This window comes from Streptomyces sp. NPDC047971 (assembly GCF_040653355.1).
Classification (GTDB): Bacteria; Actinomycetota; Actinomycetes; order Streptomycetales; family Streptomycetaceae; genus Streptomyces.
Window position 1 is genome coordinate 95,149 of sequence record NZ_JBEZNW010000010.1, and the last position, 24,599, is coordinate 119,747.

Below are 24,599 nucleotides of genomic sequence, written 5' to 3' on the forward strand. Positions count from 1 at the left end.
CAACCCCGGGGGCCGGACCGACGGAGGAGCACGCACGTGACCGTGGAAAGCACTGCCGCGCGCAAGACGACGCGACGCAGCAGCGGCACCAAGCGCACCGCTAGCGTCAAGAAGAGCCAGGCCACCGAGCCCGAGCTCGTTCAGCTGCTGACGCCCGAAGGGGAGCGAGTCCAGCACCCCGAGTACGACATCGACCTGAGCGCGGACGAGCTGCGCGGCCTCTACCGGGACATGGTCCTCAGCCGCCGCTTCGATGCCGAGGCCACCGCCCTGCAGCGCCAGGGCGAGCTGGGCCTGTGGGCCTCGCTGCTCGGCCAGGAGGCCGCCCAGATCGGCTCAGGCCGCGCCCTGCGCGACGACGACTACGTGTTCCCCACCTACCGTGAGCACGCCGTCGCCTGGTGTCGTGGAGTCGACCCCACCAACCTGCTCGGCATGTTCCGAGGCGTGAACAACGGTGGCTGGGACCCCAACACCAATAATTTCCACCTGTACACGATCGTCCTCGGCTCGCAGACCCTGCACGCCACGGGCTACGCCATGGGCATCACCAGGGACGGCGCGGACTCCGCCGTGATCGCGTACTTCGGCGACGGCGCCTCCAGCCAGGGCGACGTCAACGAGTCGTTCGTCTTCTCCGCGGTCTACAACGCCCCGGTCGTGTTCTTCTGCCAGAACAACCAGTGGGCCATCTCCGAGCCCATCGAGAAGCAGACCCGCGTCCCGCTCTACCAGCGCGCCCGCGGCTTCGGCTTCCCCGGCGTCCGGGTCGACGGCAACGACGTCCTGGCCTGCCTGGCGGTCACCCGTGACGCCCTGGAGCGCGCCCGCCGCGGCGAGGGCCCGACGCTCATCGAGGCGTACACCTACCGGATGGCCGCCCACACCACCTCCGACGACCCGACCCGCTACCGCCGGGACGCGGAGCGCGAGGAGTGGGAGGCCAAGGACCCGATCCAGCGTCTGAAGACGTACATGGAGAACGAGGGTCACGCCGACGCGGCCTTCTTCGAGGAGCTGGAGACCGAGAGCGAGGCGCTCGGCAAGCACGTCCGCGAGGTCGTCCGCGCCATGCCCGTCCCCGAGCACATGGCGATCTTCGACAACGTGTACGCGGACGGGCACGCGCTCGTCGACGAGGAGCGCGCGCAGTTCGCCGCCTACCAGGCGTCCTTCGAGGGCGGAGAGGCCGAGTAATCATGGCTGTTCAGAAGCTTCCCCTTGCGAAGGCGCTCAACGAGTCGCTGCGCAAGGCCCTGGAGACCGACCCCAAGGTCCTCGTCATGGGCCTGGACGTCGGTAAGCTCGGCGGTGTCTTCCGGATCACCGACGGACTGCAGAAGGACTTCGGCGAGGACCGGGTGATCGACACCCCGCTGGCCGAGTCCGGCATCGTCGGCACCGCGATCGGTCTCGCGCTGCGCGGCTACCGGCCCGTCGTGGAGATCCAGTTCGACGGCTTCGTCTTCCCGGCGTACGACCAGATCGTGTCCCAGCTGGCGAAGATGCGGGCCCGTTCGCTCGGCACGGTGAAGATGCCGATCGTCATCCGCATCCCCTACGGCGGTGGCATCGGCGCCGTCGAGCACCACTCCGAGTCCCCCGAGTCGCTCTTCGCGCACGTCGCGGGCCTCAAGGTGGTCACCCCGGCGAACTCCTCCGACGCCTACTGGATGCTCCAGCAGGCGATCCAGAGCGACGACCCGGTCGTCTTCTTCGAGCCCAAGCGCCGCTACTGGGACAAGGGCGACGTCGACACCGAGGCCATCCCGGGCGAGCTGCACAAGGCACGCGTGGCCCGCGAGGGCAGCGACCTCACGCTCGCCGCGTACGGCCCGATGGTGAAGACCTGCCTGGAGGTGGCCGCGGCCGCCGCCGAGGAGGGCAAGTCGATCGAGGTCGTGGACGTGCGCTCGATCTCCCCGCTCGACTTCGACACCATCCAGACCTCGGTCGAGAAGACCCGCCGCCTGGTCGTGGTCCACGAGGCCCCGGTGTTCTTCGGCTCCGGCGCGGAGATCGCCGCCCGCATCACCGAGCGCTGCTTCTACCACCTGGAGGCCCCCGTCCTGCGGGTCGGCGGCTACCACGCGCCGTATCCGCCGGCGCGCCTGGAGGAGGAGTACCTGCCGGGCCTGGACCGCGTGCTCGACGCCGTCGACCGCTCGCTGGCGTACTGAGGAGAGCATCGTGACGATCCGCGAATTCAAGATGCCCGACGTGGGCGAGGGCCTCACCGAGGCCGAGATCCTCAAGTGGTACGTCCAGCCCGGCGACACGGTCGCCGACGGGCAGGTCGTCTGCGAGGTCGAGACGGCGAAGGCGGCCGTCGAGCTGCCGAGCCCCTTCGACGGAGTGGTCCACGAGCTGCTCTACCCCGAGGGGACGACGGTCGACGTCGGCCAGGTGATCATCTCGGTGAACGTGGGCGGGGACGCCCCGGCACCGGCCGCGCCCGCCGCTCCGGCCCCCGCCGCGGCCGCTCCGGCGCCCGCCGCCGAGGAGGCCGAGCCGCAGGGCCGCCAGCCGGTCCTCGTCGGCTACGGCGTCGCCGCGACCTCCACCAAGCGCCGCGCGCGCAAGGGCTCCGGTTCGGTGCCCGAGCAGGCCGCTGCCGCGGTCCAGGGCGAGCTCAACGGGCACGGCGGTGTCGCCACCGCCACCCGGCCGCTCGCCAAGCCGCCGGTGCGCAAGCTCGCCAAGGACCTCGGCGTCGACCTCGCGACGGTGACCCCGACCGGCCCGGACGGGATCATCACCCGGGACGACGTCCACGCGGCCGCCGCTCCGGCGGCCGAGGCCCCGGCCCCCGTGGCCGCGGCGCCCGCGCCCGCCGCGGCACCCGCCGCCGTCCCGGCCCCGGCCGTGTCGGCGGATGCCCGGGAGACCCGTATCCCCATCAAGGGTGTGCGGAAGGCCACGGCGGCGGCGATGGTCGGCTCGGCCTTCACCGCGCCGCACGTCACCGAGTTCATCACCTTCGACATCACGCGCACGATGAAGCTGGTCGAGGAGCTCAAGTCCGACAAGGACATGGCCGGCCTGCGGGTCAACCCGCTCCTCCTCATCGCCAAGGCCGTCCTGGTCGCCACCAAGCGGAACCCGGACATCAACGCGGCCTGGGACGAGGCGAACCAGGAGATCGTGCTCAAGCACTACGTCAACCTGGGCATCGCCGCGGCCACCCCGCGCGGTCTGATCGTGCCGAACATCAAGGACGCGCACGCCCAGACCCTCCCGGAGCTGTCGACGTCCCTGAGCGAGCTGGTCGCCACCGCCCGCGAGGGCAAGACCACCCCGGCGGCGATGCAGGGCGGCACGTTCACCATCACCAACGTCGGCGTCTTCGGCGTCGACACCGGTACGCCCATCCTCAACCCGGGCGAGTCCGCGATCCTCGCGGTCGGCGCGATCAAGCTCCAGCCCTGGGTCCACAAGGGCAAGGTGAAGCCGCGTCAGGTCACCACGCTGGCCCTGTCGTTCGACCACCGTCTGGTCGACGGCGAGCTCGGCTCCAAGTTCCTGGCGGATGTCGCCGCGATCCTGGAGCAGCCGAAGCGACTCATCACCTGGGCGTAACGGACTGAGCGCACCGCGTTGTTTCACGTGAAACGCCCGACCGGGCTCCCCGGTCGGGCGTTTCGCCTCCTCGGGCGGCCTACCGGAACGCGGCGACGTAGCGCCGCGCCCAGTCGGCGAAGGTGCGGGGCGCGCGCCCCAGGACCTGCTCGACCCGCGGGCTGACGCGCTGCTCGGCAGGGTTGGGCTCGCCGAGGATGGCCAGCGTCGTCTCGACCACGGGCTCGGGCATGAAGCGCAGCATCTGGGCCCGGGCCTCCTCCCGGGTCTGCTCCACGAACCGGACCGGCTCGCCCAGCGCGGCGGAGATCGCCTCGGCCCGCTCCCGGGGCGTACTGAGGGCGGGACCCGTCAGCTCGTAGATCTCCCCTCCGTGACCGTCCTTCCGCAGCGCCACGGCGCCGACCTCGGCGATGTCGTCCGGGTCGATGACCGGCAGGCCGGTGTCGGCGAAGGGCGCGGCGACCTCCCTACGGGCGCGGACCGACTCGACCCAGGCGAAGGCGTTGGAGGCGAAGCCGCCGGGGCGCAGGATCGTCCACTCCAGGCCCGATTCCCGAACGGCGTCCTCGATGGCGCGTCCCGTGTCCCCGTGCGAGGCGGAGCCCGGCCGGGTGGCGACGCCCTGGGAGGACAGCAGGACCACCCGGCCGATGGAGCCGGCCTTCGCCGCGTCGAGGACGGCATACGGGTCCAGCCGATGCGCGCTGGGGCCACCGCTCTGCAGGAACAGCGCGTCGGCGCCGTCGAAGACGGGCCGCAGGCTCTCCGCCTCGATCAGATCCGACCGCACGTGCCGGACGCCCGGCGGTACGTCCGCCTCCGAGATCCCCCGGGAGGTCGCCGTCACGTCCTCGCTGGCCGAAGCGAGCAGTCGTACGAGCGATCGGCCGACGTTACCCGTCGCCCCCGTCACCACCATCATCGTGAACTCCCCTGTCGTTCCTCTTGGTTGACATCGGGGACGCTAACAGCCTCGGTATAGTGGGTACCTAGAGGAAAGTGACTATGCCTGGGGGTACGCATGGCTGCCGAGACGATGCCGAGCGCGCCGGCGGACACCGACCCGGAGCTCGCCTGCCCGGTCGCGCCCGTGGTGGACATCGTCTTCAGCCGATGGACCACGCCGATCCTGTGGACCCTCAACGCCCGTGGCCGGCAACGGTTCGTGCAGCTGGAGCGCGCGATCGGCGGGATCACGCCGAAGGTGCTGACCCAGCGGCTGCGCCAGCTGGAGCGCGACGGCCTGGTCGTCCGTACGTACCACCCGGAGGTGCCTCCGCGGGTCGAGTACGAGATCAGTGAACTCGGCCGCAGCCTCGCCCCGCTCTTCGCCCACCTGGCCGAATGGGCCGCCGACAACCTCGACGAGGTCGACCGGGCCCGCCAGGTCTACGACGCCGACCCCGCCCACTAGGGGCCCCGCCCCGTCCGTATCGCGGACGGGGCTGCCTGTTGTACCCCTGTTGTATCTAAGCTGTGCGCATGGCATCCGCACCCCCAGCAGCCGACCGTGTCTACATGCACGTCAAGCAGGCCGTTCTCGAGCGTCGGTACGAGGGAGGCACGCTCCTCACGGAGGGCGAACTCGCCCAGGCCGTAGGGGTCTCACGCACCCCGGTGCGTGAAGCGCTGCTCAAGCTGGAGATGGAAGGACTGCTCAAGCTCTACCCCAAGAAGGGCGCCCTGGTCCTCGCCGTCTCCGCCCAGGAGATCGCCGACGTCGTCGAGACCAGGCTGCTCGTCGAGGAGTTCGCCGTCCGCCGCGCCGTGCCCGCGCCGGCCGCGCTGATCGAACGGCTCGAAGAGCTCCTGGAGGAGCAGAAGCGGCGCGCCGAGGCCGGTGACCTCGCCGAGGTCGCCGTCACCGACCGCTGCTTCCACGCCGAGATCGTCAAGCACGCCGGCAACCAGATCCTCTCCCGCCTCTACGACCAGCTGCGCGACCGCCAGCTGCGGATGGGCGTGGCCGTGATGCAGTCCCAGCCCGACCGCATCACCAAGAACATCACCGAGCACGCCGAGATCCTGGAGCGGATCCGCGAGGGTGACGTCGAGGGCGCGGCCCACTGCGTCCGGCAGCACCTGAGCTGGGTCAAGGTCCTGGTCCGGGGTGAGGACCGGTGAGCGGAAGGGGCTTCCGGCCGGCCGTCACCCTGCCCGGTGACCCTCCCGGCGGCAGGCGGGCCGTCCTGGTGTGGGGTGTCGGCGTCGCCGTCTACTTCGTCGCCGTCATCTTCCGCACGTCGCTCGGCGTCGCCGGGCTCGACGCCGCCGACCGTTTCGACGTCAACGCCTCCGCGCTCTCCACCTTCTCCATCCTCCAGCTGCTCGTCTACGCCGGGATGCAGATACCCGTCGGCCTCATGGTCGACCGGCTCGGCACCAAGAAGGTCCTGACGCTCGGCGTCGTCCTCTTCACCATCGGACAGCTGGGCTTCGCGCTCTCCCCCTCGTACGGCATGGCACTGGCCTCCCGCGCCCTGCTCGGCTGCGGCGACGCCATGACGTTCATCAGCGTGCTGAGGCTCGGCAGCCGCTGGTTCCCCGCCCGGCGCGGCCCGCTCATCGGCCAGGTCGCCGCGCTGTTCGGCATGGCGGGCAACCTCGTCTCCACCATCGTCATCTCCCGCACCCTGCACGGAATGGGCTGGACGACGACGTTCGTCGGCAGCTCGATCGCGGGCGTCGTCGTCCTCGTCCTGCTGCTGCTCTTCCTCAAGGACCATCCCGAGGGCCATGAGCCGCCGCCCGCCGGGCACACCGGCGCCGCGTTCGTCCGCCGCCAGATCGCCGAGTCGTGGCGGGAGCCCGGCACCCGGCTCGGCATGTGGGTGCACTTCACCACCCAGTTCCCCGCCATGGTGTTCCTGCTGCTGTGGGGTCTGCCGTTCCTGGTCGAGGACCAGGGGCTGTCCCGGGGCGTCGCCGGCGAGCTGCTGACGCTCGTCGTGCTCTCCAACATGGTGGTGGGGCTGGCGTACGGGCAGATCATCGCCCGGCATCACGCGGCGAGGGCCCCGCTCGCCCTCGGCACGGTCGCGTCCACCGCGCTGCTGTGGGCCGCCACCCTCGCGTACCCGGGCGACGCGGCGCCGATGTGGCTGCTGATCACCCTCTGCACGGTGCTCGGCGCCTGCGGTCCCGCGTCGATGATCGGCTTCGACTTCGCCCGCCCGGCGAACCCGCCGGAGCGTCAGGGGACGGCCTCGGGAATCGTCAACATGGGCGGTTTCATCGCCTCGATGACGACTCTGCTCGCGGTCGGCGTCCTGCTGGACGCGACCGGCGACAACTACCGGATCGCGTTCTCCTCCGTCTTCGTGCTGGAGGCGCTGGGCGTCGTCCAGATCCTGCGGCTGAAGGCCCGATCCGCCCGCAGGGAGAAGGAACGCCTCGTCGCCAGCCGCGTCGAGGCGGTACACGTCCCGGCATAGCGGTCGGCGCCCCGGACGGCGCACCCGCTCCGAGCGGCAGTCGCCCCGAGCGTCAGTCGCTCCGAGCCGCGGTCGTCCCGAGCCGCGCCCGCTCCGAGCCGCACCCGCTCCCCGGCGCGGCCGTCCCGAGCCGCGGTCGCCCCGAGCCGTACGGGTCGTCCGCCGCGGCCCGTCTCGCGATGCTCGGGAACTACCTCGGCGTCACCACGAAGTTGTCCAGGATCGCCCCCGCCAGGTCGAGGTCGCCCTCGATCTTCATCCGGTCGGCCACATCGGCCGGCCGGACCCGGCCGCATGCCAGGCGGACGTACGTCTCCCAGTCCAGTGCGAGCGTCGCGAGCGGACCCAGCGACGGCGACCCGTCGACCGTCCCGTGGCCGTCGGCGTCCACCCGTACCGTCCGCAGGAACTCGACCGGACCGTGCACGTCGAAGACGACCGCAGAACTCGTCGGCGCGCCCGCGTCCTTGGCGACGACCTTCGGCAGCGCCTCCAGGAGCACGTCACGGGTGACGTGCGCCGCGGGGGAGTCCAGGTTGCCCGGCCGGCCGAGCGTGGTGCGCAGGTCCTGCTCGTGCACCCAGACGTCGAACGCGCGCATCCGGTAGCCCAGCTCCAGCGTCTGCTCGGCGCCGAGCGGCGCGCGGATCAGATGGTCGGGCTGCCGGTTCTCGTTGCGCAGCTGGCGGGCGCGGCGGATGAGGATGTACTCCAGCTCCGAGGTCATCTCGGGGCCGGTGTGGTGCCGCCGCACATCGACCTGCATCTCCATGTAGCGGGCGAACTCACTGCGCACGTGGTAGAGATCGCGGGGCAGCGAGTGGATGGGGCGCGGGTCCCCGAGCATCTCGCACTCCATGCCGATCACATGGGACACGATGTCGCGCACCGACCAGCCCGGGCACGGTGTGGCGCGGTTCCATTCGCCTTCCACGAGCGGCTGAACCAACTCGGATATCGCTTCGATGGAGTGGGTCCAGGCATCGGCGTAGGTCTGAAGGCTGGGATGGACGGTCACGGGACCCCTCGGCGGTTCTGCGGTGCGCGGGCTGAAAACAAGACTGCGTGGGAGGCTCGGACGCTAAGTTACGCTGCCCGAAGGCACCCCGGCAGTGCTTTCGTGTGACGATCGTAGGCCCGTGTTGACGGCTCGAATGCCAGGACGGTGGTAGTGTGCGCGCCTCGCTGATCCAGATCGCAGTAGACCCGGAGGAAACGGTCGAATCTCGCCGGGCGAGAGTGGCCGGTCTCGTACGGCAGGAGCGCGGGGCCGCGGACCTCGTCGTCCTGCCGGAGCTGTGGCCGATGGGGGCGTTCGCCTACGAGTCCTTCGCGGCGGAGTCCGAGCCGCTGAACGGTCCGACCTACCGGGCGATGGCGGCGGCGGCGCGGGACGCGTCGGTCTGGCTGCACGCGGGATCGATCGTGGAGGCGGCCGGAGGGGCGCTCTTCAACACGTCGCTCGTCTTCACCCCGGAGGGTGAGCTCGCCGCGAGCTATCGCAAGATCCACCGTTTCGGCTTCGACAAGGGCGAGGCCGTGATGATGGCGGCGGGGGACGAACTGGTGACGGTCGCGCTGCCGGAACTGACGGTGGGCGTGGGCACGTGCTACGACCTCCGCTTCCCGGAGCTGTTCCGCGGCCTGGTGGACGCCGGCGCGCGGGCCTTCGTCGTCCCGGCGGGCTGGCCGGCCCGCCGCCGCGCCCACTGGACGCTGCTCGCGCAGGCGCGGGCGGTGGAGAACCAGGCGTACATGCTGGCCTGCGGCACGGCGGGCACCCACGCGGGCGTGGAGCAGGCCGGGCACTCGATCGTGGTGGACCCGTGGGGCGAGGTCCTCGCGGAGGCGGGGCCGGGCGAGGAGACGCTGCGGGTGGAGCTCGACCCGGCGAAGGTGACGGAGACACGGGAACAGTTCCCGGCGCTGAAGGACCGGGTGCTGGGAGTGGCGAAGCCGGCGCGGGCCTGACGCGGCCGGCCGTACCGACCGGAGGGGCCCCGCTGACCGGCCCCGCCGACGGGACGGGACCCGGCCTGACAGGTCCGGATCCGTCGCCCGGCCCGGACCGGCCCGACGGACCCGCCGTGCGTGACCGGGTCTGTCTCGCCCGACGGACCCGCCGTGCGTGACCGGGTCTGCCTCGCCCGACGGACCCGCCGTGCGTGACCGGGTCTGTCTCGCCCGACGGACCCGCCGTGCGTGACCGGGTCTGTCTCGCCTGACGGACCCGCCGTGCGTGACCGGGCCTGCCTCGCCTGACCGCCCCGCCGTGTGACTGGTCCGCCGCGCCTGACCGACCCGCCGTGCGTGACCCAGCGGGCGGGTCAGTCCTCCCGCTCCCGCTCCGCCATCCGGATCACGCACACCGCGACCGCGATCAGCAGCGCCACGTCGGCGTCCTCGCGGACGACGTTCACGGCGTAGGTGTCCCGGACCCGGAACCACTGCCGGGAGATGTGGGCGAGGAGTTCACCGTCGTACTCGACGGTGAACTCCCGGTCCAGGATCCTGCCGCTGACGTCGAGCTCGGTGCCCTCGACCAGCGTGACCCGGAAGTGGTTGCGGAGCAGCGAGAGCCGCTTCCTGCGGATCGTCGCGAGCGGGCGCTCGTCCCGCTCGATCGTCATCGCGTCCCGCAGGCTGAACATCTTCTGCCGCAGGGTGACCAGGACCTGCCCGAGCGGGTCCTTCAGCTCCAGGGTGTCGCGCAGCCGGAGGGCCTTGCCGTCGACGAGGAAGGCATGCCGCCCGCTCTCGTCCTCGATCCAGTAGTCGTCGCCGATGGCGAAGATTTTGTCCCGTACGAGGTATTTCATGACATCACGGCTTCCCTGTCGGCCCCCGGTTCACGCAGGGGCGGGACAGGCGTGAGCGTGTCATCCGGTCTTCACACCCGGATGGCAAGCTTGAACCATGAACGATGCCGCCCCGGCGCCCACCCCCGCGCCCCGCCGTGCCCGTGTCCGTGCCCCTGAGCTGATCGGCAAGGGCGGATGGATCAACACCGGCGGGAAGGAACTGACCCTCGCCGACCTCCGGGGTCGCGTAGTGATCCTGGATTTCTGGACGTTCTGCTGCATCAACTGCCTGCACGTCCTCGACGAGCTCCGTGAGCTCGAGGAGAAGCACCGCGACACGCTCGTGATCATCGGCGTCCACTCCCCCAAGTTCGTCCACGAGGCCGAGCACCAGGCCGTCGTCGACGCCGTCGAGCGGTACGAGGTGCACCACCCCGTCCTCGACGACCCCGAGCTCGCGACCTGGAAGCAGTACGCCGTACGCGCCTGGCCGACGCTCGTCGTCATCGACCCCGAGGGGTACGTCGTCGCCCAGCACGCGGGTGAGGGGCACGCCAACGCGATCCGGACGCTCGTCGAGGAGCTGGAGGCCGAGCACGAGGCCAAGGGGACGCTGCGGCGCGGGGACGGTCCGTACGTGCCGCCGGAGCCCGTCGCGACCGATCTGCGCTTCCCCGGCAAGGCCGTCCTGCTGCCCTCCGGGAACTTCCTGGTCTCCGACACCACCCGCCACCAGCTCGTCGAGCTGGCGCCCGACGGGGAGACCGTGGTGCGGCGGATCGGGGACGGGGAGTTCCGTGAGCCGCAGGGACTCGCCGTCCTCCCCGACGGCAGGGTCGTCGTCGCCGACACCGTGAACCACGCGCTGCGCGCCTTCGACCCCGTGAGCGGCACGATCGAGCTGCTCGCCGGCACCGGGAAGCAGTGGTGGCAGGGGTCGCCCACCTCGGGGCCCGCCCTGGAGGTCGACCTCTCCTCGCCGTGGGACGTCGCCTGGTGGCAGGGGAAGGTCTGGATCGCCATGGCCGGTGTCCACCAGCTGTGGACCTACGACCCGGCCACGCGGACCGTCGGGGTCGCCGCCGGTACGACCAACGAGGGGCTCGTCGACGGGCCGGCCGCCGAGGCGTGGTTCGCGCAGCCCTCCGGGCTCGCCGCCACCGAGGACCGGCTGTGGATCGCCGACTCCGAGACCAGCGCTCTGCGCTGGATCGACGTCGACGGCGTCGTCCACACCGCCGTCGGCACCGGCCTCTTCGACTTCGGCCACCGCGACGGCGCCGCCGGCCAGGCGCTGCTGCAGCACCCGTTGGGCGTGACCGCCCTGCCCGACGGGTCCGTCGCCGTCAGCGACACGTACAACCACGCCCTGCGCCGCTTCGACCCGGCGTCGGGCGAGGTGACGACCCTCGCGACGGATCTGCGCGAGCCGAGTGACGCCGTGCTCGTCGGGGACGAGATCGTCGTCGTCGAGTCCGCGCGGCACCGGCTGACGCGGCTGCGGTTGCCCGAGGAGGCCGTCCAGGTCGAGGCCGTCGCCCACCGGACGCAGCGCGAGGCCACCGAGGTGGCGCCCGGCCGGCTCCGGCTCGACGTCGTCTTCCAGGCGCCGACCGGGCAGAAGCTGGACGAGCGCTACGGCCCCTCCACCCGGCTCCTCGTCTCCTCGACCCCGCCCGAGCTGCTGCTCGCCGGCGGGGGCACCGGTACGGACCTCTTCCGGGAGCTGGACCTCGACCCGGAGGTCACGGAGGGCGTGCTGCACGTGTCGGCGATGGCGGCGTCCTGCGACGACGACCCGGCCAACGAGTACCCGGCCTGCCATGTGCACCAGCAGGACTGGGGCGTGCCCGTGAAGGTGACGGCGGAGGGCGTCCGGCGCCTTCCGCTCATCCTGGCCGGGATGGACGCCTAGGCCGTCCCTTCCGGATGGCGCCGGGCTCGCGGCGTGGACGGCGGCCGCCCTCCGGCCGCCGCTTCGGCGCGGTGGACCCGGTGGTGTCCGGCGCACGGGGCCGGACACCCCTAGCGCACGAACCCCTGGTTCCTGGAAGGGTGCCCGGCCGCCCCGTCCAGGCAGCCCCGCACCCATGCCGCGGGGTCGTGGACGGCGCGGTCGCCGCCCATTCCCCAGCGCTCCATCGCGGCGCACTCGCCGGTGAGGAGGGCTCGGGTCCGTTCCCCGTCGATGTCGGCCTTGCGGATCCGCACGGCCTGGAGATAGCCGCCCTCGTAGGCGATGTCCCGGCCCCAGGGCGGGTGTTCGTCGTACCTGGCGATGCCGTAACCCGCCACGGTCGTGCCGATCAGCACGGCCGTGGCGAGACCGGCGATGAACTTCCCCCGGGGAGGGCCCTCATGACGATCCATGAGGCCGACGGTGTCAGCAGCGGCCTTTCCCGGATGTTTCGTCGCCCGACGCCGTAGCCATGCGCCCCGATGCCGGTGCCATGTGCCCCGACGCCGCAGCCGTACGCCCCGATGCCGCCGGCCTCGGCCCCGGCGTCGCCGTACGCCCCGGCCGGGCGGGTGCGGTCAGTAGCCGCCGTCGCGCCGGCTCTCGTCCACGACCGTGGGAGCCGTCGGTGGTACGACGACCCGCCGGCGCCGGGCGATGCTGGTGAACGTGGCCAGGCCGATGAGACCGACCGCCATCATGATCAGTCCGACCAGGTCGAGGTTGATTCCGTCGAGTTCCCAGTCCGTGGCGAACGTGAGGATCGCGCCCACGGTTATGAGGATGATGCAGCCGCCCAGGCCCATGAATCCCGCCTCCTAGTGGGGTGGTCAGGATCGCGTACCCGGGTCTTGGGCGACTATCCCTCCAGGAACGCCAGGAGTGCGTTCGCGAGCAGGTACGGGTCCTTCGCGCCGCACAGTTCGCGGGCGCTGTGCATGGAGAGGATCGCGACGCCGATGTCGACGGTCGTGATGCCGTGGCGGGCGGCGGTGATGGGGCCGATCGTCGTGCCGCACGGCATCTCGTTGTTGGACACGAACGACTGCCACGGCACGCCGGCCTTCTCGCAGGCCGCCGCGAACACGGCGCGGCCGCTGCCGTCGGTGGCGTAGCGCTGGTTGACGTTCACCTTGAGGATCGGGCCGCCGTTGGCGCGCGGGTGGTGCGTCGGGTCGTGGCGCTCGGCGTAGTTGGGGTGGACGGCGTGGCCGGTGTCGGAGGAGAGGCAGACCGTGCCGGCGAAGGCGCGGGCCTTGTCCTCGTAGGCGCCGCCGCGCGCGAAGACGGAGCGTTCGAGGACCGAGCCCAGCAGCGGGCCCTGTGCGCCGGTGTCGGACTCGGAGCCGTTCTCCTCGTGGTCGAAGGCGGCGAGGACCGGGATGTACGCGAGGTCGGGGTGCGTGGAGGCGGCGGCGAGCGCGGCCACGCCCGCGTGGACGGAGATCAGGTTGTCCATGCGGGGGCCGGCGACGAGTTCGCGGTCGCGGCCGAGGTAGGACGGCGCTTCGACGGAGTGGACCATCAGGTCCCAGCCGGCCACGTCCTCGGCGTCGACTCCGGCTTCCTGGGCCACGAAGGAGATCAGGTCGCCCTCGTGGACCTCGCCGAGGCCCCAGATGGGCTGCATGTGGCGCTGCCGGTCGAGCTTCAGGCCGTCGTTGACCTGGCGGTCGAGGTGGATGGCGAGCTGCGGGACGCGCAGCACGGCGCGGTCCACGTTCACGAGGTGGTGGCTGCCGTCGCGGAGGGTGAGACGGCCGGCCAGGCCGAGGTCGCGGTCGAGCCAGGTGTTGAGCAGCGTCCCGCCGTACGTCTCGACGGCCACCTGGCGCCAGCCCTGGGCACCCATGTCGGGCTGCGGCTTGACCCGCAGGTTGGGGGAGTCGGTGTGGGCGCCGACGATCCGGTACGGGGTGTGGGCCTCGGCGCCCTCGGGCACGTACCAGGCGATGAGCGCGCCGCCGCGGATCACGTACTTCCCGCCTGCGGAGGCGTCCCAGGCCGCGGTCTCCTGGACCTGCCGGAAGCCTGCCTTCTCGAGTCGCTCGGCGGCGTTCGCCACGGCGTGGTACGGCGACGGGGACGCCGCCAGGAAGGTCATGAGGTCGTCGGTGTGGCCGCGGTCGAAGCGGGCGGAGCTCGTCATGGGGTTCACCTTACGACCGCGTCGGTATGCGGGAACGCCGCCCCGAAAGACGGAACGGCCCACTCCCCTCCCCGGGAGCGAGCCGTTCGTCAGTGGACGGGGGCGCGTACTAGAACGCGGCCTCGTCCAGGTCCATCAGCGAGCCGTCGACGGCCTCGGCGAGGGCGCGCTCGGCGCCGACGCCCGGCAGGACGTTGGCGGCGAAGAACTTCGCGGCCGCGATCTTGCCGGTGTAGAAGGACTGGTCCTTGGCGGAGGCGCCGGCGGCCAGCTTCTCGGCGGCGACGGCCGCGCCCTTGAGGAGCAGGTAGCCGACGACGACGTCACCGGAGGCCATCAGCAGGCGGGTGGTGTTGAGCCCGACCTTGTAGATGTTCTTGACGTCCTCGCCGGTGGCGGTGAGGTCGGTGAGCATCGTGCCGACGATGCCCTCCAGGTCCACGGCCGCCTTGGCGAGCGCGTCGCGGGCGCCGGCCAGCTCCTCGCCGCCGGTGCCGACCGCGAGGAACTTCTTGATCTCCTCGGCGAGCGCGTTCAGGGACGCGCCCTGGTCGCGGACGATCTTGCGGAAGAAGAAGTCCTGGCCCTGGATGGCCGTGGTGCCCTCGTAGAGGGTGTCGATCTTGGCGTCCCGGATGTACTGCTCGATCGGGTACTCCTGCAGGAAGCCGGAGCCGCCGAAGGTCTGGAGCGACTGGGCGAGCTGCTCGTAGCCCTTCTCGGAGCCGTAGCCCTTCACGATCGGCAGCAGCAGGTCGTTCAGGCCGATCTCGGCCTTCGCGTCCTCGCCGGCGGCCTCCTTGAGCTGGATCGCGTCCTGGACGGCGGCCGTGTAGAGGACGAGGGAGCGCATGCCCTCGGCGTACGCCTTCTGCGTCATGAGCGAGCGGCGGACGTCGGGGTGGTGCGTGATGGTGACCTTGGGCGCCGCCTTGTCCATGAAGTTCGCCAGGTCGGTGCCCTGGACGCGCTCCTTGGCGTACTCCAGGGCGTTGAGGTAGCCCGTGGAGAGGGTGGAGATCGCCTTCGTGCCGACCATCATGCGGGCGAACTCGATGATGAGGAACATCTGGCGGATGCCGTCGTGCTTGTCGCCGATCAGCCAGCCCTTGGCGGGGTGCTGGTCGCCGAAGGTCATCTCGCAGGTGTTCGAGGCCTTGAGGCCCATCTTGTGCTCGACGTTGGTGGCGTAGACGCCGTTGCGCTCGCCCAGCTCGCCGGTCTCCCAGTCGAAGTGGTACTTCGGCACGAGGAAGAGGGAGAGGCCCTTGGTGCCGGGGCCGGCACCCTCGGGGCGGGCGAGGACGTAGTGGAGGATGTTCTCCTCCATGTCGTGCTCACCGGAGGTGATGAAGCGCTTCACGCCCTCGATGTGCCAGGAGCCGTCCTCCTGCTGGATCGCCTTGGTGCGGCCGGCGCCGACGTCCGAACCGGCGTCCGGCTCGGTGAGGACCATGGTGGAGCCCCACTGGCGCTCGACGGCGATCTGCGCGACCTTCTTCTGCGCCTCGTTGCCCTCGTTGAAGAGGATGCCGGCGAAGGCCGGGCCGGAGGAGTACATCCACACGGCGGGGTTCGCGCCGAGGATCAGCTCCGCGTAGGCCCAGATCAGGGAGCGCGGGGAGGTGGTGCCGCCGATCTCCTCGGGCAGGCCGAGGCGCCAGTACTCGGAGTCCATGAAGGCCTTGTAGGACTTCTTGAAGCTGGCGGGGACCGGGGCGGTGTTCGTCTCGGGGTCGAAGACCGGCGGGTTGCGGTCGGCGTCGGCGAAGGACTCGGCCAGCTCGTTCTCGGAGAGGCGGGTCAGCTCCTCCAGGACGCTCTTGGCGGTCTCGACGTCCATCTCCTCGAACGGACCGGTGCCGTACACCTTGTCGCGCCCGAGCACCTCGAAGAGGTTGAACTCGATGTCGCGGAGATTCGACTTGTAGTGCCCCATGGTGACGGCTCCGTAAGGATCGGGGAGGCGGATGTCCTGGTATGCGTGCGTGCTCGTACTACCGGTGAGTAGCCCACGCTTCTCTACGATGATGCTACCCACCGGTAATAAGAGCAACCCCTTTCCGGCCATCTGTGACACGAGCCGCAGAAAAAGGGGCCTCGGGCATGTGCCGCGGGCCTGTCGCCCTTCCCCGGTCAGGGGTGCGGGTCCCCGCCGGTGCGAACGGGTGGAGGCGCCGCCGCGGCCGCCCGGAGAGGGATGGGGCCGGCGGCCGGGGTGTGCGCTCCGTCTCGCCGACCGGATCCGCTCTGCGCGCCCCCGCCCGCTCGCTAGGCTGGGGGCCATGTACGGCTACGACCAGAACCAGGGCGCCCAGCAGCAGTACGCCCCGCCGCCGCAGCAGCCGATGTCGGGTGGTGCGCAGGGCGGCATGCCGGGTGGCATGCAGGGTGGGTACGGGCAGCAGCCTCCCCTGTATCCGGAGCCGTCGCCGCCGTCGCTCGCCGACGCCGTACGGGCCTTCACGACGGGCTCCCTCGCCGCCGAGGACTTCCAGCAGATCTTCGCGACCTCGAAGGTCTACTGCCCGCGGGGGGACAACCCCGGCTTCCTCGCCCTGCACAACACCCAGCAGCCGGTCATCCCGATGTTCACCTCGCTGAAGGAGCTGCGCCGGTACGCGGGCAAGGAGTCGAAGTACTTCGTGATCACCGGCGCCGAGGTGATCGACCTGCTCCCGACCGGCTACGGCTTCGTCCTCGACATGGAGGGCGACCACCGGATGGTCTTCGACGCGAAGGCCGTGGAGCAGATGGTCGACTTCGCGATGCGGCGGATGTACGGCTGACGCACGCTGGAGACGTGGGAGAGCGCCCGGGAGGAATTCCTCCCGGGCGTTCCGTGTTCCGGGTGGCAGGAAGTTCATTGTTCAACTAAACTGGTCGCACAAGGAGGTCCCGCCATGCCCGCAGTGACTGTCGAGAACCCGCTCACCCTGCCGCGCGTCGCCGCCCCGGCCGACGCCGTCAGCCGCCCCGTGCTCGCCGTGACCACGGCCCCGTCCGGATTCGAGGGCGAGGGTTTCCCGGTGCGCCGCGCGTTCGCCGGGATCAACTACCAGTACCTCGACCCGTTCATCATGATGGATCAGATGGGGGAGGTGGAGTACGCCCCCGGAGAGCCCAAGGGCACCCCGTGGCACCCCCACCGCGGCTTCGAGACCGTCACCTACATCATCGACGGCACCTTCGACCACCAGGACTCCAACGGCGGTGGCGGCACCATCACCAACGGCGACACCCAGTGGATGACCGCCGGCTCCGGACTGCTCCACATCGAGGCTCCGCCGGAGTCGCTCGTCGTGAGCGGCGGCCTCTTCCACGGGCTCCAGCTGTGGGTGAACCTTCCGGCCTCCGACAAGATGATGGCCCCGCGCTACCAGGACATCCGCGGCGGTCAGGTGCAGCTGCTGACCTCCCCCGACGGCGGCGCGCTGATCCGCGTGATCGCCGGCGACCTCGACGGACACGCGGGCCCGGGCATCACGCACACCCCGATCACGATGATCCACGCGACGATCCGGCCGGGCGCCGAGGTGACCCTGCCGTGGCGCGAGGACTTCAACGGGCTCGTGTACGTCCTGGCCGGACGCGGCTCCGCGGGCGCGGAGCGCCGGCCCGTCCACATGGGCCAGACCGCCGTCTTCGGCAAGGGCGGCGCGCTGACCGTCCGGGCCGACGAGAAGCAGGACGGGCACACGCCCGACCTGGAGGTCGTCGTCCTCGGCGGACAGCCGATCCGCGAACCGATGGCCCACTACGGCCCGTTCGTGATGAACACCCAGGCCGAGCTGCGCCAGGCGTTCGAGGACTTCCAGGCGGGCCGCCTCGGCACGATCCCGGCGGTCCACGGGATGGGCGAGTAGCGAAGCCCGGCCGGAGCGGGGTCGGTCGGAGCGGGGTCGGTCGGCACGGGTCGGTCGGCACGGGGTCGGGCGAGGCGCGTCCGGCCCCGTTCCCGCGTCCGGCCCCGTTCCCGTATCCGGACTCGCTCCCGCATCCGGCCCCGTTCCCGTATCCGGACTCGCTCCCGCATCCGGCCCCGTTCCCGTATCCGGACTCGCTCCCGTCCTCGAACTCGAACTCGAACTCGTACCCGCATCCGTACGCGTACCGACTCTGACGGGGCGTCACTCGTCCGGTCCCGTAGCGCAGGACGACACGCCGGGTGCCGTGGTCCGGTGGACGGGTGCAGACGTCGAGCCCCCGCCCCCTCCTCCCCGAGGTCGCCCGCCGGGTCGCCGCCTGGTGCGTCGTCGTGCTGCTCGTCGCGGGGGTCGCCGCCGTCGCGATCTGGCTGTGCGTGGTGTTCCAGACGGCCGTCACCCCCGTCCTGCTCGCGATCCTCGGCACCGCGCTGCTCGGACCGCTCTACCGGCGCCTGCTGCGGATGAAGGTGCGGAAGGCGCTCGCCGCCGGACTCACGGTCCTCGCCGTCCTCGCCTTCGTCGGCGGCGCCACCTACATCGTCGTCGTCGCGCTCATCGAGACCGGCGACCAGATCATCGCCTCCCTGCGGCAGGCCGCCCTCGACATCGCCGACCACCTGGGCGCGGCCGGCACCTCGATCGACGACCTCGCCAAGAACGCGAAGGCGCTGCTGGAGAAGTTCGGCGGGACCGCCGCCTCCGGCGTGATCTCGGGGCTGAGCGTCGTCGGCCAGGTGGCCGCCATGGCCGTCCTCGCGCTGCTGCTGATCTTCTTCTTCCTCAAGGACTCCGACAAGGCCGCCGGCGCCCTGCGCTCCCTCGCCCCCGGGTCGACCGGCGACACCCTGGAGGCCATGGGGCGCCGCGCCTTCGAGGCCGTCGAGGGCTTCATGCGCGGGACGACCATCGTGGCCCTGGTCGACGCCGTCCTCATCACCGCCGGGCTGCTGATCCTGCGCGTGCCGGGCGCCGTCGGGCTCGGCGCGCTGGTCTTCGTCACGGCCTACATCCCGTACCTCGGCGCGTTCCTGTCCGGTGCGGTCGCCGTCCTCGTCGCCCTCGCCGACCGGGGATTCGTCATCGCGCTGTGGGTCCTCGGAGTCGTGCTGGCCGTCCAGGTCATCGAGGGCAACGTCCTCCAGCCCGCGATCCAGAGCCGGACCGTACAGATGCACCCGGCCGTCGTCATGCTCGCCATCACGGCCGGGGCGTCCGTCGCAGGGATCCTGGGCATGCTGCTGGCCGTGCCGGTGACCGCGGCCGCGTTCGGGGTGATCGGCGAGCTGCGGAACCGGTACGGGACGCAGGACCCGCGGGCTCCGGGCTCCGCGACCCCGGCCGGCGAGTGAGGTTCGCCCTCAGGTGGCCGCCGCGACGCCACCCGGCTCGAAGGACGCCAGCATCTGCTCCAGCGCGGTCTGGTCCGGGCCCACGAAGGGGTCGCTGTCCGGGGCCATCGTGATCGTCTCGACCATCAGGTCGGTCATCCGCACCGCGGGCGGCAGATGGGTCGACAGCACGATCTCCGGGTTCGTCTCCAGCAGGGGCCGCATGGTCGCGCGGTACTTCGCCGGGTCCACGACGTGCACCCACGGGCTGTCCACCGCCGCCCACAGCAGCTGCGCCTGCCGCAGCTCCTCGGGCTTGAGGTCGTTCGCATGCCCGCTCTCGGCGAGTTCCGCGGTCGGCATCGGGCCGCCGAAGCAGTCGGAGCTGAAGCAGATCCGGGTCTTCTCGTCGTAGAAGCCCACGGTGGCGGGGTTGTCGAAGAGCGGCGGCTTGAAGGCATGCAGCGTGCGGTCGCCGACGTCGATGGACTGGCCGGGGTTGAGGAAGTAGACGCGGTCCATCGGCAGCGGACGCTCGGTGGTCATGATCCCGGCGCCGATGAAGGTGGTGATGACCTTGGCCTTCGGCGCTGCCACGAGAAGGTCGAAGATGCCGCCGGTGTGATCGCGGTCGGGGTGGGTGAGCCAGATCCAGCGGATGTCGGCCGGGTCCATGACGGAACCGAGGGTGCTGACGAAGTTCCGGTCGGAGAGGGACAGGCCGGTGTCGACGACGACGGGTTCACCGGCGGTGACGACGTAGGCGTTGACGGGGATGTGGCCGATCCCCGGGATTTCGAGACTGTCGGCCAGGACGGTGGTGTCGCTGCCAACCTTGTGGGTGTCCATGACAAGCTCCGTGGTCCCCCCGGCGGCGGCCGTACGTCACCAGTCTCCCGCGCCGGGCCCCGCCCCGCGCGGCGGTGGGGCGGGTACGTGCGCGACCGCCCGGCGCGGTGGTGCGCGGGTACGTGCGCGACCGCCCGGCGCGGCGGTGCGCGGGTACGTGCGCGACCGCCCGGCGCGGTGGTGCGCCGGTACGTGCGCGGGTACGTGCGCGGGGCGGCTCCCCCTGGCCGCGCCCTCGCGGTCCCCTGCACCGGATCCTCGCGATCCCCCTGGACATCGCCCTCGCGGCGCCTACACCGCGCCCTCGCGGTCCCCCTTCGGCGGCTCGGCCAGTTCGAACCAGATCGACTTCCCCTCGCCCTGCGGATCCACGCCCCACGCGTGGGCGAGCATCTCCATCAGGACCAGGCCGCGCCCCGACGACGCCATCTCGCCCGGGTGGCGCTTGTGCGGCAGCTCGTCGCTCCCGTCCGAGACCTCCACCCGCATCCGGCGGCCGGCCTCGTGGCACGTCACCTCCGCGACGATGAGGGCGTCGCCGTCCGTGTGGATGAGGACGTTGGTGACCATCTCCGAGACCATCAGGACCGCCGAGTCGACCTGGTCCTCGTCCACCCAGTCGTGCAGCAGCTGGCGCATGTGCTGGCGGGCCGCCGCGATCCGTTCCGGCTCCGCCTGGGCGACCGTCATCATCGTGCGGCGCGGTGCCTCGCGGACGGCCGGACCCTGGCGGGACAGGAGCAGGACCGCTATGTCGTCCTCGCGCCGGTCGGCGAGCGGCCCGGTGGTGTGGTGCGAGCCGGGGCCGTGGACCGCCTCGACGAGGTTGTCGGCCAGGTCCTCCAGGGACTCCGACTCCCCGTCGTGGCCCTCCAGCAGCGCGCGGATGCGTTCCCAGCCGCTCTCCAGGTCGTGCCCGCCGGTCTCCAGGAGCCCGTCCGTGCACATCATCAGCGTCTCGCCGGGCTCCAGGGTGAACCGCGTGGTGGGGTAGTCCGTGTCCGGGTCGATGCCGAGCGGGAGCCCGCCGGCGGTGGGGCGCAGGAGGACCGTTCCGTCGGTCATCCGGACCGCCGGGTCGGGGTGCCCGGCCCGGGCGATGTCCACGACGCCGGTGACCGGGTCGACCTCCATGTAGAGGCAGGTCGCGAAGCGCGGCCCGCCGTCGTGCGCGGCCGCGTCCGGGGCCTCCCCGCCCATGCCGGTCGGACCGAGCCCCACGCCCCCGTTCCCGACCCCCAGACCCCCGGTGCCGAGTCCCAGGCTCCCGGTCCCCGTCCCGAGGCCCCCGTTCCCGAACCCCACGGTCCCGTCCACGCCCCGGCCCCCGCCCGCGACGCCCCCGTCCCCGTCGCCGTCCGTGATCCCGTAAAGGAAGCGCGAGGCGCGGGAGAGGACGGCGTCCGGACGGTGGCCCTCGGACGCGTACGCCCGCAGCGCGATCCGGAGCTGCCCCATCAGCCCGGCGGCGCGGACGTCGTGGCCCTGGACGTCGCCGATCACGAGCGCGATACGGCCGCCGGGGAGCTGGATCATGTCGTACCAGTCGCCGCCGACCTGGAGCCCGCCGCCGGTGGGGACGTACCGCGCGGCGACGTGCAGCCCCGGCATCCCCGGGCCGAGCACCGGCATCATCGTGCGCTGCAGCCCGAGCGACAGCTCGCGCTCGGACTCGGCGACGCCGGCCCGGGCGAGGGCCTGGGCGAGCATCCGCGCGACCGTGGTGAGCACGGACCGCTCGTCGGGGGTGAAGGCGACCTGGTGCTCGAAGGCGGCCATCCACGCGCCCATGGTGCGCCCGGCCACGACGAGCGGGAGGTACGCCCACGACTGCCGTCCGAAGCGTTGCGCGAGCGGCCAGGTCACCGGGAACCGCCGCAGGTACTCGTCCGGCGACGGCAGATAGATCGCCCGCCCGGTCCGTACGACCTCGGCCGCCGGATAGTCGGTGTCCACCGACATGGAGGTGAAGGGGCCCTCGTCGCCCGCGTTGTGCCCGTGATGGCCGATGATCGTCAGCCGCTCGCCGGCGACGCCGAAGACCGCGAGTCCGTCGGGCGAGAAGCCCGGCATGGAGAGCGAGGCGGCGACCCGCAGGACCTCGGCGGTCGATCTGGCCTCGGCCAGCGCCCGCCCCGCGTCGAGCAGGAACGCCTCGCGCGAGCGGCGCCAATCGCCGGTGACGGGCGTACGGGCGGCGGTGCCGGGCTGGGGTTCGGCGACCTCCTGGAGGGTGCCGACGAGCCGGTAGTCCCCGGCCACGACGAGCGGCTTGGACCTGCTCCGTACGGTACGGACGACCCGTCCGTGTCCGTCCATGATCCGCAGGCGGGCCTCGGCGAGCGTCCCCTCGGCCACGGCGAGGTTCACGACCCCGTCGATCTCGTTCCAGTCGACGGGATGAAACCGGGAGCGTACGGCGGCTTCCGTGAGCTGGACCGGTTCGGCGGGCAGCCCGAGGAGCCGGGCCGCCTCGGCGTCGAGCGTGACCATCCCGGACGCGTTGTCCCAGCACCACATGCCGGTCGCGATCGCGGCCAGGACGTCCTCGGTGCGCATTGCCCCACTTTATGAATATCGGACTGCTCGTCGCCACTGAGAGTATTCGAAGGTCGATCTTGGCTCGCCCGGTACCCTTGACGGGCCTGGATATGTCCAGGCTTCCCATCGATCCCAGAAGACTGGATGAACGACGATGCATCGGTACAGGTCCCACACCTGCGGCGAGCTCCGCGCCTCTGACGTCGGCACCGACGTCCGGCTGAGCGGCTGGCTGCACAATCGGCGCGACCTGGGCGGCATCCTCTTCATCGATCTGCGCGACCACTACGGCATCACGCAGCTCGTCGCCCGGCCCGGCACCGCCGCGGCCGAGGTCCTCGACAAGCTGACGAAGGAGACCGTCGTCCGCGTCGACGGCAAGGTCGTCTCGCGTGGCGCGGAGAACGTCAACCCGGAGCTCGCCACCGGCGAGATCGAGATCGAGGCCGCCACGGTCGAGGTCCTGGGTGCCGCGAAGCAGATCCCGTTCACCATCAACGCCGACGACGGCGTCAACGAGGAGCGGCGCCTGGAGTACCGCTTCCTCGACCTGCGCCGCGAGCGGATGCACCGCAACATCATGCTGCGCTCCGCCGTCATCGCCTCCATCCGCTCCAAGATGGTGGCGCTCGGCTTCAACGAGATGGCGACCCCGATCCTCGCCGCGACCTCCCCCGAGGGCGCCCGCGACTTCGTCGTCCCGTCCCGTCTGAACCCGGGCAAGTTCTACGCGCTGCCGCAGGCGCCGCAGCAGTTCAAGCAGCTGCTGATGATCTCCGGCTTCGACCGCTACTTCCAGATCGCGCCGTGCTTCCGCGACGAGGACGCCCGCGCGGACCGTTCGCCGGGCGAGTTCTACCAGCTCGACGTCGAGATGAGCTTCGTCGAGCAGGAGGACGTCTTCCAGCCGATCGAGAAGCTCATGACCGAGCTCTTCGAGGAGTTCGGCGGCGGACGCCACGTCACCTCCCCGTTCCCGCGGATCCCGTTCCGCGAGTCGATGCTCAAGTACGGCAACGACAAGCCCGACCTGCGCACGGACCTCGAACTCGTCGACATCTCCGACGTCTTCGAGAACTCGGAGTTCAAGGCCTTCGCCGGCAAGCACGTCCGCGCCCTGGCCGTCCCGGACACGGGCGACCAGCCGCGCAAGTTCTTCGACCAGCTCGGCGACTTCGCGGTCTCCCTCGGCGCGAAGGGCCTGGCCTGGGTCCGCGTCGGCGAGGGCAACGCCCTGACCGGCCCGATCGCCAAGTTCCTCACCGAGGAGAACGTCAAGGTCCTCACCGAGCGCCTCGGTCTGGAGCCCGGTCACGCGATCTTCTTCGGCGCGGGCGAGTTCGACGAGGTCTCCAAGATCATGGGCCCGGTCCGGGTCGAGGCCGCCAAGCGCGCGGGCCGGTTCGAGGAGAACGTCTTCCGCTTCGCGTGGATCGTGGACTTCCCGATGTACGAGCGGGACGAGGAGACCGGAAAGATCGACTTCTCGCACAACCCGTTCTCCATGCCGCAGGGCGGCCTGGAGGCCCTGGAGACCCAGGACCCGCTGGACGTCCTCGGCTGGCAGTACGACATCGTCTGCAACGGCATCGAGCTGTCCTCGGGCGCGATCCGGAACCACGAGCCCGAGATCATGTTCAAGGCCTTCGAGATCGCGGGCTACTCGCGCGAGACGGTCGAGCACGAGTTCGCGGGCATGCTCCGCGCCTTCGAGTACGGCGCCCCGCCGCACGGCGGCATCGCCCCGGGCGTGGACCGCATCGTGATGCTCCTGGCCGACGAGCCGAACATCCGCGAGACGATCGCCTTCCCGCTGAACGGCAACGCCCAGGACCTCCTGATGGGCGCCCCGACGGAACTGGACGAGGCCCGCCTGAAGGAGCTGAACATCCAGCTCCGCAAGCCGGTCGAGACGAAGGTCGTGGCGGACCGCCCGATCACGGACGCGGTCCACCCGGACGCGGCGCGGTAGTCGCCGGAACGCGCGGAAGGGCCCGGAATCCGAGGGGATTCCGGGCCCTTCGCCGTA

The 24,599-nt window shown here is 71.2% G+C and carries 21 protein-coding genes; 12 read left to right on the forward strand and 9 right to left on the reverse strand.

The window, feature by feature from the left end; genetic code table 11:
* The first annotated feature begins 36 nt into the window (after positions 1–36).
* From pdhA to AB0D99_RS12890, 3 genes are read left to right on the forward strand one after another with little or no spacing between them, the layout of a single operon-like run.
* The gene (gene pdhA, locus AB0D99_RS12880; protein ID WP_362359640.1) at positions 37–1,197 is read left to right on the forward strand and encodes a pyruvate dehydrogenase (acetyl-transferring) E1 component subunit alpha; all 1,161 of its coding nucleotides are present in this window, start codon (positions 37–39) and stop codon (positions 1,195–1,197) included.
* A gap of 2 nt (positions 1,198–1,199) precedes the next feature.
* On the forward strand, positions 1,200–2,180 hold the full coding sequence (locus AB0D99_RS12885) for an alpha-ketoacid dehydrogenase subunit beta (RefSeq protein ID WP_362359642.1): 981 nt from the start codon (positions 1,200–1,202) through the stop codon (positions 2,178–2,180).
* Positions 2,181–2,211: 31 nt separating this feature from the next.
* On the forward strand, positions 2,212–3,579 hold the full coding sequence (locus AB0D99_RS12890; RefSeq protein WP_362359787.1) for a dihydrolipoamide acetyltransferase family protein: 1,368 nt from the start codon (positions 2,212–2,214) through the stop codon (positions 3,577–3,579).
* 79 nt (positions 3,580–3,658) lie between these two features.
* Here the strand turns inward: AB0D99_RS12890 and AB0D99_RS12895 are convergent, their stop codons facing one another.
* Positions 3,659–4,504, reverse strand: coding sequence for an NAD(P)H-binding protein (locus tag AB0D99_RS12895; RefSeq protein ID WP_362359645.1), 846 nt, complete (start codon positions 4,502–4,504; stop codon positions 3,659–3,661).
* 99 nt (positions 4,505–4,603) lie between these two features.
* On the opposite strand from AB0D99_RS12895, the gene AB0D99_RS12900 reads away from it, so the two are divergent.
* From AB0D99_RS12900 to AB0D99_RS12910, 3 genes are all read left to right on the forward strand, one after another.
* Entirely contained in the window at positions 4,604–4,996 is a 393-nt protein-coding gene (locus tag AB0D99_RS12900; protein WP_362359647.1) for a helix-turn-helix domain-containing protein, read from the forward strand.
* A 68-nt stretch (positions 4,997–5,064) separates the two neighbouring features.
* Positions 5,065–5,706, forward strand: a complete 642-nt coding sequence (locus AB0D99_RS12905; RefSeq protein ID WP_362359649.1) for a GntR family transcriptional regulator — start codon at positions 5,065–5,067, stop codon at positions 5,704–5,706.
* A complete protein-coding gene (locus AB0D99_RS12910; protein WP_362359652.1) occupies positions 5,703–7,016 on the forward strand; it encodes an MFS transporter in 1,314 nt (437 codons plus the stop codon). Before AB0D99_RS12905 ends, AB0D99_RS12910 begins: the two co-directional genes overlap by 4 nt.
* A 190-nt stretch (positions 7,017–7,206) precedes the next feature.
* On the opposite strand, the gene AB0D99_RS12915 is transcribed toward AB0D99_RS12910, so the two are convergent.
* Positions 7,207–8,034 (reverse strand): maleylpyruvate isomerase family mycothiol-dependent enzyme, encoded by an 828-nt coding sequence (locus AB0D99_RS12915; protein WP_362359654.1) that lies wholly within the window; start codon positions 8,032–8,034, stop codon positions 7,207–7,209.
* Positions 8,035–8,189: 155 nt separating this feature from the next.
* Here AB0D99_RS12915 and AB0D99_RS12920 point away from each other — a divergent pair, with 155 nt between their 5' ends.
* Positions 8,190–8,987, forward strand: a complete 798-nt coding sequence (locus AB0D99_RS12920) for a carbon-nitrogen family hydrolase (protein WP_362359656.1) — start codon at positions 8,190–8,192, stop codon at positions 8,985–8,987.
* Between the two features lie 356 nt (positions 8,988–9,343).
* Here AB0D99_RS12920 and AB0D99_RS12925 read toward each other — a convergent pair whose 3' ends face one another.
* Positions 9,344–9,835 carry an LURP-one-related family protein gene (locus AB0D99_RS12925; protein ID WP_362359658.1) on the reverse strand — a complete coding sequence of 164 codons (492 nt, stop codon included), beginning with the start codon at positions 9,833–9,835 and terminating at the stop codon, positions 9,344–9,346.
* 97 nt (positions 9,836–9,932) lie between these two features.
* Here AB0D99_RS12925 and AB0D99_RS12930 point away from each other — a divergent pair, with 97 nt between their 5' ends.
* Complete coding sequence (locus AB0D99_RS12930; RefSeq protein WP_362359660.1) at positions 9,933–11,732, forward strand: NHL domain-containing thioredoxin family protein; 1,800 nt, start codon at positions 9,933–9,935, stop codon at positions 11,730–11,732.
* Between the two features lie 110 nt (positions 11,733–11,842).
* Here the strand turns inward: AB0D99_RS12930 and AB0D99_RS12935 are convergent, their stop codons facing one another.
* From AB0D99_RS12935 to AB0D99_RS12950, 4 genes are all read right to left on the reverse strand, one after another.
* Positions 11,843–12,187: a hypothetical protein gene (locus AB0D99_RS12935; protein ID WP_362359662.1), complete on the reverse strand. Its 345-nt coding sequence runs from the start codon at positions 12,185–12,187 to the stop codon at positions 11,843–11,845.
* Between the two features lie 165 nt (positions 12,188–12,352).
* Positions 12,353–12,580: a DUF6458 family protein gene (locus AB0D99_RS12940; protein WP_362359664.1), complete on the reverse strand. Its 228-nt coding sequence runs from the start codon at positions 12,578–12,580 to the stop codon at positions 12,353–12,355.
* 53 nt (positions 12,581–12,633) lie between these two features.
* On the reverse strand, positions 12,634–13,923 hold the full coding sequence (locus AB0D99_RS12945; RefSeq protein ID WP_362359666.1) for a M18 family aminopeptidase: 1,290 nt from the start codon (positions 13,921–13,923) through the stop codon (positions 12,634–12,636).
* Positions 13,924–14,032: 109 nt separating this feature from the next.
* The gene (locus AB0D99_RS12950; RefSeq protein ID WP_362359668.1) at positions 14,033–15,862 is read right to left on the reverse strand and encodes an acyl-CoA dehydrogenase; all 1,830 of its coding nucleotides are present in this window, start codon (positions 15,860–15,862) and stop codon (positions 14,033–14,035) included.
* Between the two features lie 346 nt (positions 15,863–16,208).
* Here AB0D99_RS12950 and AB0D99_RS12955 point away from each other — a divergent pair, with 346 nt between their 5' ends.
* From AB0D99_RS12955 to AB0D99_RS12965, 3 genes are all read left to right on the forward strand, one after another.
* A complete protein-coding gene (locus tag AB0D99_RS12955) occupies positions 16,209–16,712 on the forward strand; it encodes an SseB family protein (RefSeq protein ID WP_362359670.1) in 504 nt (167 codons plus the stop codon).
* A 114-nt stretch (positions 16,713–16,826) separates the two neighbouring features.
* Positions 16,827–17,789, forward strand: coding sequence for a pirin family protein (locus tag AB0D99_RS12960; protein WP_362359672.1), 963 nt, complete (start codon positions 16,827–16,829; stop codon positions 17,787–17,789).
* A 323-nt stretch (positions 17,790–18,112) separates the two neighbouring features.
* The gene (locus AB0D99_RS12965) at positions 18,113–19,201 is read left to right on the forward strand and encodes an AI-2E family transporter (RefSeq protein ID WP_362359674.1); all 1,089 of its coding nucleotides are present in this window, start codon (positions 18,113–18,115) and stop codon (positions 19,199–19,201) included.
* Positions 19,202–19,210: 9 nt separating this feature from the next.
* On the opposite strand, the gene AB0D99_RS12970 is transcribed toward AB0D99_RS12965, so the two are convergent.
* A complete protein-coding gene (locus tag AB0D99_RS12970) occupies positions 19,211–20,029 on the reverse strand; it encodes an MBL fold metallo-hydrolase (RefSeq protein ID WP_362359676.1) in 819 nt (272 codons plus the stop codon).
* A gap of 291 nt (positions 20,030–20,320) precedes the next feature.
* Complete coding sequence (locus AB0D99_RS12975; RefSeq protein ID WP_362359678.1) at positions 20,321–22,588, reverse strand: SpoIIE family protein phosphatase; 2,268 nt, start codon at positions 22,586–22,588, stop codon at positions 20,321–20,323.
* Between the two features lie 136 nt (positions 22,589–22,724).
* Here AB0D99_RS12975 and aspS point away from each other — a divergent pair, with 136 nt between their 5' ends.
* Positions 22,725–24,542, forward strand: a complete 1,818-nt coding sequence (gene aspS, locus AB0D99_RS12980) for an aspartate--tRNA ligase (RefSeq protein WP_362359680.1) — start codon at positions 22,725–22,727, stop codon at positions 24,540–24,542.
* The last annotated feature ends 57 nt before the right edge of the window (positions 24,543–24,599 follow it).